This window comes from Streptomyces sp. NPDC046900 (genome assembly GCF_040644975.1).
GTDB lineage: Bacteria > Actinomycetota > Actinomycetes > Streptomycetales > Streptomycetaceae > Streptomyces.
The window spans coordinates 157,598-170,371 of the sequence record NZ_JBEYXD010000010.1; the positions used below are offsets into that span (position 1 = coordinate 157,598).

Sequence of the window (12,774 nt, forward strand, 5' to 3'; positions counted from 1 at the left end):
GGTCGTCCGACGGCTCCCGGCAGGGCCGTCGGACGACCCGGATGGGCACACAGGTTCCGTACGGCCATTCGGGGCGGCGACAGGGCGCAGTAGGCTTCGGCGCGAGAGCCGGAGCCCCTGTACCCATGGGGACACACCAGCCCGAGGAGCGCCCCGAATGAGCCTGACCCTGAGGACGATCAGCCGCGAGCAGCATCTGGCCTACATCCAGAGCCTGCCGTCGGCGAGCCACATGCAGGTCCCGGCCTGGGCAGACGTCAAGGCGGAGTGGCGGTCGGAGAACCTCGGCTGGTTCGACAAGAACGGCGAACTGGTGGGCGCGGGACTGGTGCTCTACCGCCAGCTGCCGAAGCTCAAGCGCTACCTCGCGTACCTGCCCGAGGGTCCGGTCATCAACTGGTTCGCGCCGAATCTGGACGACTGGATCCGGCCGATGCTGGCCCACCTCAAGCAGCAGGGCGCCTTCTCGGTGAAGATGGGCCCGCCGGTCATCATCCGGCGCTGGGAGGCCACCTCCATCAAGCAGGGCATCCAGGACCCGGACGTAAAGCGCCTGCGCGACATCGAGGCGGACTTCATCGAGCCGCGCGCCTTCGAGGTGGCCGACAAGCTGCGCCGTATGGGCTGGCAGCAGGGCGAGGACGGCGGAGCCGGCTTCGGCGACGTGCAGCCCCGCTACGTCTTCCAGGTGCCGCTCGCCAACCGTTCCCTGGAAGAGGTCCACAAGAACTTCAACCAGCTGTGGCGCCGCAACATCAAGAAGGCCGAGAAGGCCGGTGTCGAGGTTGTCCAGGGCGGTTATCACGACCTCGAGGAATGGCAGCGGCTCTACGAGATCACGGCCGTGCGTGACCACTTCCGGCCCCGCCCGCTGTCGTACTTCCAGCGCATGTGGACGGCCCTCAATACCGAGGACCCCAACCGCATGCGGCTCTACTTCGCGCGGCACAACGGTGTGAACCTCTCGGCGGCGACGATGCTGATCGTCGGCGGGCACGTCTGGTACTCCTACGGGGCGTCCGACAACATCGGCCGTGAGGTCCGTCCCTCGAACGCGATGCAGTGGCGGATGCTCCGCGACGCCTATGCGCTCGGTGCCACCGTCTACGACCTGCGCGGCATCTCCGACTCGCTGGACGAGACCGACCACCTCTTCGGTCTCATCCAGTTCAAGGTGGGCACCGGCGGTCAGGCGGCCGAGTACCTCGGCGAGTGGGATTTCCCCCTCAACAAGCTGCTGCACAAGGCGCTCGACATCTACATGTCGCGCCGCTGAGGCCGTAGTTCCCGTGCCGGGGCGCCCGTGCGGCCCGGCATGATCCCCGTCGGTCCGGCGGATCCGTCACAATTCCCTTTCAGACCTCTGACACACCCCAGCCACGAGAAAGGTTCCGGGACCGGCCATGGCGCTCACGCTCTACGTCGACACCGCGCGCTGGCGGGCACACCACAAGCACGTGCAGGAGCAGTTCCCGGGGCTCGTCCCCGTCTGCAAGGGCAACGGCTACGGCTTCGGCCACGAGCGGCTGGCGGAGGAGGCCACGCGGCTGGGCTCCGACGTGCTCGCCGTGGGCACGACGTACGAGGCGGCCCGGATCAAGGACTGGTTCGGCGGTGACCTGCTGGTGCTGACGCCCTTCCGGCGGGGCGAGGAGCCCGTACCGCTGCCCGACCGGGTCATCCGCTCGGTGTCGTCCGTCGACGGCGTGTACGGGCTCGTGGGCGCCCGTGTGGTGATCGAGGTGATGTCCTCGATGAAGCGGCACGGCGTCAGCGAGCAGGACCTGCCGCAGCTGCACTCCGCCATCGAGAACGTCCGCCTCGAGGGCTTCGCCATCCACCTCCCGCTCGACCGCACCGACGGCTCCGACGCCGTCGAGGAGGTCATCGGCTGGATGGACCGGCTGCGCGCGGCCCGGCTGCCGCTGCACACGATGTTCGTCAGCCACCTCAAGGCCGAGGAGCTGGTCCGGCTGCAGCAGCAGTTCCCGCAGACGCGCTTCCGGGCCCGTATCGGCACCCGGCTGTGGCTGGGGGACCACGAGGCCACCGAGTACCGCGGGGCGGTCCTGGACGTCACACGCGTCTCCAAGGGCGAGCGCTTCGGGTACCGGCAGCAGAAGGCGGCCTCGGACGGCTACCTGGTCGTCGTAGCGGGGGGAACGTCGCACGGTGTGGGTCTGGAGGCCCCCAAGGCCCTGCACGGCGTCATGCCGCGCGCCAAGGGCGTCGCCCGCGCCGGCCTCGCGACGGTGAACCGGAACCTCTCGCCCTTCGTCTGGGCGGGCAAGCAGCGCTGGTTCGCCGAGCCTCCGCACATGCAGGTCTCGATCCTGTTCGTTCCCGCGGATGCGACGGAGCCCAAGGTCGGTGACGAGCTGGTGGCGCATCTGCGGCACACCACCACGCAGTTCGACCGGCTCGTCGACCGCTGAACGGCACAGCCTGAAGCGCCCAGCAGCTACGACAGGGGCCGCCACGGATTCCGTGTGCGGCCCCTGTCGTAGCACCTCTGCGTCCCGTTCGCTCAGGGCGAACTCTTGCCCGTGGGCTCCACAGACTGGCTGCCCCACTCCACGTGCGGACCGTCGAAGTGCGCCGCGTGCCGCGGCGGATGAGCGGCGGCTCCCAGCACGAACGCATCCGGCGCCCCGTCCAGGACACCGCCCGACGGGTCGTCGTCGCCGGCCTTGCGCACGACGTCCCGTTCCGGCATGAAGATGTCGCGGACGACGACGGCACACAGGTAGAGCGTCCCCAGCAGATGGACGGCGATGGCCACTTGGTACCCGTCCGTCGGTAGACCCTTGTGGGCATCTCCACTGGTGGTATATGCGAGATATGTCCAGATCCCGAGGAAGTACGCCACCTCGCAGGCCTGCCAGATCAGGAAGTCGCGCCAGCGCGGGCGGGCCAGTGCGGCGAGGGGGACCAGCCACAGTACGTACTGGGGCGAGTAGACCTTGTTGGTGAGGATGAACGCCGCGACGATCAGGAAGGCAAGCTGCGCGAAACGGGGGCGACGCGGGGCCGTGAGCGTCATCGCGGTGATACCCGCACAGGCCAACAGCATCATGATCATCGCGCTGGTGTTGGCCGTGTCCTTGGTGATCTCGATGTTCAGCCAGCGCGAGATGAACAGGAAGACGGAACCGAAGTCGACGCCGCGCTCACGGCTGAAGCTGTAGAACTTCAACCAGCCCTCGGGAGCCAGGAACATCACCGGCAGGTTGACCACGAGCCATGCCCCCACGGCCCCCAGCACGGCGGTCGCGTACTCACGCCACTTGCCAGCTCGCCAGCACAGCAGAAGGAGCGGCCCGAGCACCAGGAACGGATAGAACTTGGCTGCCGTGGCGAGACCGACCAGAACCCCGAAAGCCAGCGCCCGGCCCCGCGACCACATCAGCATCGCGGCGGCCAGCAGGGCCACGGCGAGCAGATCCCAGTTGATGGTGGCCGTCAACGCGAAGGCGGGCGCTAGGGCCACCAGGAGGCCGTCCCAGGGACGGCGCCGGTGAATACGCGCAGTGCACACGGCGATGACCACGGCGCACACCATGAGCATCCCCGCATTGACCATCCAGTAGGTCTGCTCCCGGGCCTGCAGGGCGCCGCTGCCCGGGGTCAGCCATGAAGCGACCTCCATGAACACACCGGTGAGCACCGGGTACTCGAGGTAGCTCATGTCGCCGGGAAGCTTGTCGAAGTAGGGCACGAGCCCATCGGCGAAACCACGCCCCTGGTAGAGGTGCGGGATGTCCGAGTAGCAGGCGTGGGTGTACTGCGAACTGGCGCCGAAGAACCAGCCGCTGTCGTAGCAGGGCAGCTTCTGGACCATACCGAGGGCGAACATGCCGATCATGACGAGCGCCACGACCCGCACGGGAGTCCACCAGGACGTCCCGAGCAGTGCGCGCCGTCCGATAGGACCGCCGATCAGCTCGCTGCCGGCCGCGGCAACCGCGTCCTCCCGGGTCGGCCGCACGGCCTCCGGCTCGTGGACGCTGGCTCGCGTCGTCTCTGCACTGGGCATGGGGCTCATCCTGCCGCATCCGGCTAGGAAAACGACGAGGGCCGCCACACCTGCTCGGTGTGACGGCCCTCTCCGGCCGATGTTTCACGTGAAACGGAGCGTTTCACGTGAAACACATGCGGTGACGACTAGCCGTTCGGTCCTGCGAAGAGGCCTCCGTTGCCGTTGCCCCGGGAGTTTCCGCTGCTGGAGCTCTCGGTCGGCGAGGAGGTCACTCCACCCGTGCCGCCGGCGTCGGTGCCGCCGGCGGTGCCACCGTTGCTGCCACACGTCCAGTCGAATTTGCGGCAGGTGTCGCTCGGCGTCGGCAAGGGCGAATTCAGCGACTCGCTGGGCGTCGGGGTCGGCGTCGGGCTGTCCGTGACGCTCTGCGTGGGCGTCGGCGTCACGCTCGGGCTCGGGGTGTCGTTGATGACCTTACCGATGGGCTCGGGGGTCGGGAACTGCGCCGGAGGCTGGCCCTTGAGCGCCTCGGCCATGTAGTCGTGCCAGATCTGGGCCGGGAACGAGGCACCGTGGATCTCCTTCTGACCGCCCGTTCCATACATCTTCAGGAAGGTGCGGTTCTTGTTCGCCGCGTTGTCGTCCATGCGGTACATGCCGATCGCGGTCGACAGCTGCGGGGTGTATCCCACGAACCAAGCGGACTTGTTGTCGTCTGTCGTACCGGTCTTGCCGGCCACGTCGCGGCCGGGCAGCCGCGCCGCAGTACCCGTGCCCTTGTCGACCACGGTCTTCAGGACGTCGGTCACGTTGTCGGCGACCTTCGGGGTGAAGGCGTCCTTGGTCTGCTTGACGTGCTGGAAGACCGTCCCGTCCTTGCTGCTGACCTTGTCGACCGAGTAGGGGTCGTTCTGCCGACCGCTGGCCGCGAAGGTCGCATAGGCGCCAGCCATACGGATCGCGCTCGGGTCAGAGGTACCGATGGAGAACGAGGGGAAGTTGGAACTGGCCAGGCTGGACTTCAGGATGCCGGCGTCCAGAGCCGACTGCTCGACCTTGTCCGTACCAACGTCCATGCCAAGCTGGACGTATACGGAGTTGACCGAGTACTGCATCGCCTCACGCAGGTCGATCTTGTAGTCCGGCGCTTTTCCGACCGACAGGTTGCCGTCGTTGGCCTGCAGCCACTCCTTGTTGTCCTTGTCAGTCCAGACCGTCCCGTCGTATTTCTTGATCTTGAGCTTGTTCTTGCCGCTGTACAGGCTCTTCGGAGAGGCGACGGTGCGCTCGTCCTGCGCCTGCTCCTCTCCGAGATCCTTGTTGCGCACCCCCCACTCCATCGCGGCCGCCAGCACGAAGGGCTTGAACGTCGAACCCACCTGGGCACCGGTCGAGTCGGCATTGTTGGTGAAGTGCTTGGTCGCGTCCTCACCGCCGTAGATCGCCTTGATGGCGCCGGAGGCGGGATCCACGGAAGCGCCGCCGAACTGGACAAAGGTGTCCGTCTTCGGGCGCTCCTTCGGTTTGATGTTCTTGTCCTGGACGTTCTTGACCGCGTCGTGGAGCTGCTTGACCTTCGTCTTGTCGAAGGTCGTGTAGATCTGGAGTCCGCCCTGCTGCAGCTTCTGCTGGGTGATGTGGGTCTGGTCGCTGTGGGTGACCAGGTAGCTGTTGGCCAGGTCGACGAGATAACCCGTCTGGCCGCTCAGCCGGGTGTTCGAGCGCGGGTTGTCGACATGGGGCAGGGCCTTGTACTGGGCCCGGTCCGTGGCACTCAGATGGCCGTACTGAACCATCTTGTCGAGAGTGTCCTGCATTTGCAGCGTGGCCCGCCGCTGGTTGGCCTCAGCAGTCGCGGACGGGTCGATGGCTGGGTTACCCGCCGGGTCGTAGTACGTGGCGCCCTTCAGCATCGCCGCGAGGAAGGCGCACTCGCCCGGGTTCAGCTTGATGGCCTGCTTGTTGAAGTACGCGTGCGCGGCCGCCTCGATGCCGTAGGCGTTCCGGCCGTAGTACGCGGAGTTCAGGTAGCCGGCCAGGATGTCGTCCTTCTTGACGGTGGCTCCCACCTTGATGGAGATGAAGATCTCCTTGAACTTCCGGGTGACCGTCTGCGACTGGTCGTCCAGCCTCGCGTTCTTCACGTACTGCTGGGTGATGGTGGAGCCGCCCTGGGTCTGACCGCCCGTGGCCATGTTGAAGAACGCGCGCGCGATGCCCTTCGGGTCGATGCCGCTGTCGGTATAGAAGGTCTTGTTCTCCTGGGAGATAACGGCATACCGCATCGCCTGGGGGATCTGCGAGAGGTTGACGATCTGGCGGTTCGTCTCACCGCCCGTGGCCACCATCTGGGTGCCGTCGGACCAGTAGTAGACGTTGTTCTGCGCGGTCGCGGTCTGCGCGACGTTCGGGACGCTCACCATCGCGTACCCGATGCCGGCGACCGCCACCAGGCCCCCTATGAAGCCGATGAACATCCCGGTCACCAGCTTCCACGACGGCACCCAGCGCGCGGCTCCGTACTTGCCCGCCCGCGGGTAGTCGATGATGCGCTTCTTGGCGGGGACGGATGCCCGCCCTCTGCCGCGCCCGGGCCCGTTCGGGCCGCCGGGGCCACGTCCGGGACCGTCGGGCGCTCTGCGCCGACCACCCCCGCCACTTCTCTGTGCCGCCCGCCGGGCCTCTGCACGGCCACCGTACGGGCGTTCTTCACCCCCCGCTCCATAGGAGTCGGCGGGGGACCCGGTGGCGCCTCGCGGTGCCGCGCGGCGGCTGGAGGGCGCCGGCTGGCCGCGTCGGGCCGCGGCACGTCCGCCTTCCTGCGGCTGCTGCGGTTTGCGACGGTGCTCGCTCATCGAACGATTACTCCTCGGGCAGGCGCATCCTGACGCGCCTGGAAACGGCGGCTGGTTTCCGGTCCCCCCGAAGTACGGATGCGGTCGTTTTGTCATTCACCCGTACTGCACCAAGAACGAGGACGTCCCCCGGCGTCACTCGGTTCCCGGTGATGTGCATGCCGCACAGACTACGCACCGCCAAAACCCCCCTAGCTCCGAAGTTCACCCCAAAACAGGCAACTTGCCTCCTACGAATTGGTGATGTGACCCCGTTCACCGTGCCCCCTCTTGTCGCATCACGAGGCGCGTTCTATCGTCTTGATGTATCGAGCCGATACATCAGCTCGGCATAAAGGCCGTGCGGACGAGACAGTGACCGAGGGGAGGCGCGGATGAGCCGGCGTTCCGGGATCCTCGAGTTCGCCGTTCTCGGCCTGCTCCGCGAGTCCCCGATGCACGGCTACGAGCTGCGCAAGCGACTCAATACGTCACTGGGCGTATTCCGCGCGTTCAGCTACGGGACGCTCTACCCGTGCCTCAAGACGCTGGTCGCCAACGGCTGGTTGATCGAGGAGTCGGGCGGCGGCCCCGACGACGCCCTCGGCGCTCCGCTCGCGGGGCGCCGCGCCAAGATCGTCTACCGATTGACGGCGCAAGGTAAGGAGCACTTCGAGGAACTGCTCTCGCAGACGGGTCCCGACGCATACGAAGACGAGCACTTCGCCGCTCGTTTCGCCTTCTTCGGACAGACCTCCCGTGACGTGCGCATGCGCGTCCTCGAGGGCCGCCGCAGCCGACTGGAGGAGCGCCTGGAGAAGATGCGCGCCTCGCTGGCACGCACCCGGGAGCGCCTCGACGACTACACCCTTGAGCTCCAGCGCCACGGAATGGAGTCCGTGGAGCGCGAAGTGCGCTGGCTGAACGAGCTCATCGAGAGCGAGCGGGCCGGCCGGGACCTCAGGGGTTCCGCTGCCGACGGCTCTGCTCCGAACAGCACATCGGGAGAGACGGGCGGCCTGCCCCGGCACCGGGACAGCACCCGGCCGGATCCGTCCGACGACACCACCACGTGAGGTCCATTCGGGGCTTCACCCAGTACACACAGGGAGCAACCGGAATGGGTTCGGTTCGCGTAGCCATCGTCGGCGTGGGTAACTGCGCCGCGTCGCTGGTGCAGGGAGTCGAGTACTACAAGGACGCCGACCCGGCGTCCAAGGTCCCGGGTCTGATGCACGTCCAGTTCGGCGACTACCACGTCCGTGACGTCGAGTTCGTCGCCGCCTTCGACGTGGACGCCAAGAAGGTCGGTCTCGACCTGGCGGACGCCATCGGCGCCTCGGAGAACAACACCATCAAGATCTGCGACGTGCCGTCCACCGGTGTGACGGTCCAGCGCGGCCACACCCTCGACGGTCTCGGCAAGTACTACCGCGCCACCATCGAGGAGTCCGCCGAGGCGCCGGTCGACATCGTCCAGGTCCTCAAGGACAAGCAGGTCGACGTCCTCGTCTGCTACCTCCCGGTCGGCTCCGAGGCCGCCGCGAAGTTCTACGCCCAGTGCGCCATCGACGCCAAGGTCGCCTTCGTCAACGCCCTTCCGGTCTTCATCGCCGGCACCAAGGAGTGGGCCGACAAGTTCACCGAGGCGGGTGTCCCGATCGTCGGTGACGACATCAAGTCCCAGGTCGGCGCCACCATCACGCACCGCGTCATGGCGAAGCTGTTCGAGGACCGGGGTGTCATCCTGGACCGCACGATGCAGCTGAACGTCGGCGGCAACATGGACTTCAAGAACATGCTCGAGCGCGAGCGCCTGGAGTCCAAGAAGATCTCCAAGACGCAGGCCGTCACCTCTCAGATCCCCGACCGGGATCTCGGCGAGAAGAACGTCCACATCGGCCCGTCCGACTACGTGGCCTGGCTCGACGACCGCAAGTGGGCGTACGTCCGTCTCGAGGGCCGCGCCTTCGGCGACGTTCCGCTGAACCTGGAGTACAAGCTCGAGGTCTGGGACTCCCCGAACTCCGCGGGTGTCATCATCGACGCCCTGCGCGCCGCGAAGATCGCCAAGGACCGCGGCATCGGCGGCCCGATCCTCTCCGCCTCCTCGTACTTCATGAAGTCCCCGCCGGTCCAGTACTTCGATGACCAGGCCCGGGAGAACGTCGAGAAGTTCATCAGGGGCGAGGTCGAGCGCTGACGACGGCGCCACCCCCGCGTCCGGACCGCACCACCGGTCCTCCTCGGGTCCCCGGGCCATGTGCCCGGGGACCGACGCGTATGTGAGGCTGTGCACCATGTCCGTCGTGCGCGACCTGCGCGTCCTCCTGCGCTTCAGGGACTTCAGACGCCTTCTCGCCGTGCGTCTGCTGTCTCAAGGCGCCGATGGCGTCTACCAGGTCGCACTCGCCACCTATGTGGTCTTCTCCCCGGAGAAGCAGACCTCCGCCGGAGCGATCGCCGCCGCCATGGCCGTGCTGCTCCTGCCGTACTCCCTCGTCGGCCCCTTCGCGGGCGTGCTGCTGGACCGCTGGCGACGCCGCCAGGTGTTCCTCTACGGCAATCTCCTGCGGACCCTGATGGCCTGTGTGACGGCCGTTCTGATGCTCGGCGGTGTCCCCGACTGGCTGTTCTACGTCTCCGCGCTCTGCGTCACCGCGGTCAACCGTTTCATCCTCGCGGGACTGTCCGCGGCACTGCCCCGCGTGGTCGACGACGAGCGTCTGGTGATGGCCAACTCGCTCTCCCCGACGGCCGGCACGCTCGCCGCTACGGCGGGCGGCGGACTCGCCTTCCTCGTCCGTCTGGTGGCCGCGGACTCCGACGCGGCGGTGGTGCTTCTGGGCGCAGCCCTGTATCTGGGGTCGGCCGTGGCCTCGCTGAGCCTCGCGCCGGAACGGCTGGGCCCCGACCGGGAGTCGGTGCCGCCGAGGCTCGGTACGGCTCTCGCCGACGCCACACGCGACTTGGTGGCCGGTGTGCGGTACCTCGCGGCACCACAGCGCCGGGAGGCTGCCCGGGCGCTCATCGCGATGTCGCTGATGCGGTTCTGCTACGGCGCGCTTCTCGTCCTGGTGCTGATGCTGTGCCGGTACGCCCTGTCCTCGGACGCCGACCACGGACTGACCCTGCTGGGGCTGGCATTGGGGATCTCCGGCGCCGGGTTCTTCGCTGCCGCCGTGGTGACCCCGTGGGCTGCGGGACAGCTGGGCCCCGGCGGCTGGATCGCCGTGTGCGCCGCGGCCGCCGCGGTGCTGGAGCCCGCGCTCGGCCTTCCCTTCGCCACCGGCCCCATGCTGGTGGCCGCCTTCGTCCTGGGGCTGATCACGCAGGGCGCGAAGATCTCCACGGACACGATCGTCCAGCACACGGTCGACGACGGCTTCCGCGGCCGGGTCTTCTCCGTCTACGACGTGCTCTTCAACGTCGCCTTCGTCGGTGCGGCAGCGGTAGCCGCCCTGATGCTGCCTCCTGACGGCCGCTCAGTCGCCTTGGTGGTCACGGTTGCCGTGGTCTACGCAGCCGTTGCTGTGGCTATGTACCGCTTTGAACGCCAGTAAGTGTCACATGAAGGCTACGGAGCCCCATCCAGCTTCAGAGTTGACACTGCGGACCGGTAACTTACGGGCGTCTTACTTCGCGCCATGCGCATTCACGTTCGAGGGGGACCCCCAAAGTGACTACTCCGCCGCCCCAGGGCCCGAATCCATACGCTCAGCAGCCCACGGCGCCCATGGGGCAGCAGCCTGGCCAGCCGGGTTTTCCGCCGCAGCAAGCCGGCTACCCCGGAGTCCCCCCGCAGGGTGCCCCGTACGCCCCGTTCCCGAACCAGGGAGCTCCGGCCCCGATACCGCCGCAGGCCGGCCCCAGCAAGCGTGGGGGCAAGAAGGCTCTCCGGATCGTCGGGATCATAGCTGTCATCGTCATCGGCGCCGCCGTCAAGTTCGGCATCGGCTTCTGGTTCAGCGAGACCGACGCGGAGTCGACGTCGGTCGGCTCATGCATGCACAACGACGGTACGGACAACAACGCCGACCTCAAGGAAGTCGACTGCTCCTCCAGCGAGGCCCAGTACAAGGTCGTCCAGAAGTTTGACGGCAGCAGCGACGAGAACAAGTGCCAGAACGTCAAGGACGCGTCGATCTCCTACATTCAGTCCGGCGGCGGCCACGACGTCGTGCTGTGCCTGCAGGAAACCAAGTAATACGGCGACCTAGACGGTGAAGGGGCGATGTTTCACGTGAAACATCGCCCCTTCGCATGTCCGCGGGGTCATGTTTCACGTGAAACATGACCCCGTTCCATGTCTCAGCCCTGCTCGGCCCACCACTCCTTGAGTGCGGAGACCGCAACGTCACGTTCCATGGGCCCGTGCTCCAGACGGAGCTCCAGCATGTGCTTGTACGCCCGACCGACGACCGGGCCGGGACCGACACCCAGGATCTCCATGATCTCGTTGCCGTCGAGGTCGGGGCGGATCGAGTCCAGCTCCTCCTGCTCCTGGAGTTCGGCGATGCGCCGCTCCAGGCCGTCGTACGCACTGGACAGCGCGGTCGCCTTGCGCTTGTTCCGGGTCGTGCAATCGGACCTGGTGAGCTTGTGGAGGCGGTCGAGGAGAGGGCCCGCGTCGCGCACATAACGGCGTACCGCGGAGTCCGTCCACTCGCCGGTGCCGTAGCCGTGAAAGCGCAGATGAAGCTCGACCAGGCGCGAGACGTCCTTCACCAGGTCGTTGGAGTACTTCAGCTCCGTCATCCGCTTCTTGGTCATCTTGGCGCCCACCATCTCGTGGTGGTGGAAGGAGACCCGGCCGTCCTGCTCGAACCGCCTGGTCTTCGGCTTCCCGATGTCGTGCAGCAGCGCCGCGAGCCGCAGGGTGAGGTCCGGACCGTCCTTCTCGAGCGCCATCGCCTGTTCCAGCACGATCAACGTGTGGTCGTAGACGTCCTTGTGCCGATGGTGCTCGTCACGTTCCAGTCGCAGTGCGGGAAGTTCCGGGAGGACATGGTCGGCCAGCCCCGTCTCGACCAGCAGCCTCAGCCCCTTGCGGGGGTGCGAGGACAGGATCAGCTTGTTCAGCTCGTCGCGGACACGTTCGGCGGACACGATCTCGATCCGTCCGGCCATCTCCTTCATGGCCGCCACAACCTCGGGAGCGACCTCGAAGTCGAGCTGAGCCGCGAAGCGGGCGGCCCGCATCATCCGCAGCGGATCGTCCGAGAACGAGTCCTCAGGGGTACCGGGGGTGCGCAGCACACGGGCGGCGAGGTCCTCGAGCCCGCCATGAGGGTCGACGAACTCCTTCTCCGGCAGAGCGACGGCCATCGCGTTGACCGTGAAGTCGCGACGGACGAGGTCCTCCTCGATGGACTCGCCGTAGGACACCTCCGGTTTGCGTGAAGTCCGGTCGTAGGACTCCGACCGGTAGGTCGTCACCTCGATCTGGTAGCCGTCCTTCTGCGCGCCGACCGTTCCGAAGGCGATGCCGACGTCCCAGGTGGCGTCCGCCCACGGCCGGACGATCTTCAGAACGTCCTCGGGGCGGGCTTCGGTCGTGAAGTCCAGATCATTGCCGAGCCGGCCGAGGAGGGCATCCCGCACCGAGCCGCCGACCAGGGCGAGCGAGAACCCGGCCGTGTGGAATCGGCGGGCGAGGTCGTCGGCGACGGGGGACACCCGCAGCAGTTCACTGACCGCGCGGCGCTGCACCTGACTCAGGGCACTGGGATTGTCTTCATTGGCATTCGGCACAGCAGAAAAGGGTACGTGGCCTTGGCCCGGACGGACGCCTCCATTAAACGTGCACAAGTGCCCGGCATCACACTTCCCTGAATAGGCGAACATCTGGGACATATCAACGCCGGGCCCCGATCTTCGAGCATGGACCGCGGCACTTCGGTTCCGCGCATCTCGTTACCATGCGGGGACGCACATTCCGACGACCACTGACGACGACGA

At 67.0% G+C, this 12,774-nt stretch carries 9 protein-coding genes; 6 read left to right on the forward strand and 3 right to left on the reverse strand.

The window, feature by feature from the left end; all coding sequences use genetic code 11:
• The first annotated feature begins 157 nt into the window (after positions 1 to 157).
• Positions 158 to 1,276: a peptidoglycan bridge formation glycyltransferase FemX gene (gene femX, locus ABZ904_RS13355; RefSeq protein ID WP_359390565.1), complete on the forward strand. Its 1,119-nt coding sequence runs from the start codon at positions 158 to 160 to the stop codon at positions 1,274 to 1,276.
• 127 nt (positions 1,277 to 1,403) lie between these two features.
• Positions 1,404 to 2,435 carry an alanine racemase gene (locus ABZ904_RS13360; RefSeq protein ID WP_359390562.1) on the forward strand — a complete coding sequence of 344 codons (1,032 nt, stop codon included), beginning with the start codon at positions 1,404 to 1,406 and terminating at the stop codon, positions 2,433 to 2,435.
• 92 nt (positions 2,436 to 2,527) lie between these two features.
• On the opposite strand, the gene ABZ904_RS13365 is transcribed toward ABZ904_RS13360, so the two are convergent.
• Entirely contained in the window at positions 2,528 to 4,036 is a 1,509-nt protein-coding gene (locus ABZ904_RS13365; RefSeq protein WP_361823057.1) for a glycosyltransferase 87 family protein, read from the reverse strand.
• 128 nt (positions 4,037 to 4,164) lie between these two features.
• Positions 4,165 to 6,834, reverse strand: coding sequence for a transglycosylase domain-containing protein (locus tag ABZ904_RS13370; protein ID WP_361823060.1), 2,670 nt, complete (start codon positions 6,832 to 6,834; stop codon positions 4,165 to 4,167).
• A 374-nt stretch (positions 6,835 to 7,208) separates the two neighbouring features.
• Here ABZ904_RS13370 and ABZ904_RS13375 point away from each other — a divergent pair, with 374 nt between their 5' ends.
• From ABZ904_RS13375 to ABZ904_RS13390, 4 genes are all read left to right on the forward strand, one after another.
• A complete protein-coding gene (locus ABZ904_RS13375) occupies positions 7,209 to 7,889 on the forward strand; it encodes a helix-turn-helix transcriptional regulator (protein WP_359390553.1) in 681 nt (226 codons plus the stop codon).
• Between the two features lie 44 nt (positions 7,890 to 7,933).
• The gene (locus tag ABZ904_RS13380; RefSeq protein WP_359390550.1) at positions 7,934 to 9,016 is read left to right on the forward strand and encodes an inositol-3-phosphate synthase; all 1,083 of its coding nucleotides are present in this window, start codon (positions 7,934 to 7,936) and stop codon (positions 9,014 to 9,016) included.
• Between the two features lie 97 nt (positions 9,017 to 9,113).
• Positions 9,114 to 10,376 carry an MFS transporter gene (locus tag ABZ904_RS13385; protein ID WP_360990967.1) on the forward strand — a complete coding sequence of 421 codons (1,263 nt, stop codon included), beginning with the start codon at positions 9,114 to 9,116 and terminating at the stop codon, positions 10,374 to 10,376.
• A 173-nt stretch (positions 10,377 to 10,549) separates the two neighbouring features.
• Positions 10,550 to 11,020: a hypothetical protein gene (locus tag ABZ904_RS13390; RefSeq protein WP_359390544.1), complete on the forward strand. Its 471-nt coding sequence runs from the start codon at positions 10,550 to 10,552 to the stop codon at positions 11,018 to 11,020.
• A gap of 104 nt (positions 11,021 to 11,124) precedes the next feature.
• On the opposite strand, the gene ABZ904_RS13395 is transcribed toward ABZ904_RS13390, so the two are convergent.
• Positions 11,125 to 12,567, reverse strand: a complete 1,443-nt coding sequence (locus ABZ904_RS13395) for a CCA tRNA nucleotidyltransferase (protein WP_360990971.1) — start codon at positions 12,565 to 12,567, stop codon at positions 11,125 to 11,127.
• Positions 12,568 to 12,774 lie beyond the last annotated feature (207 nt).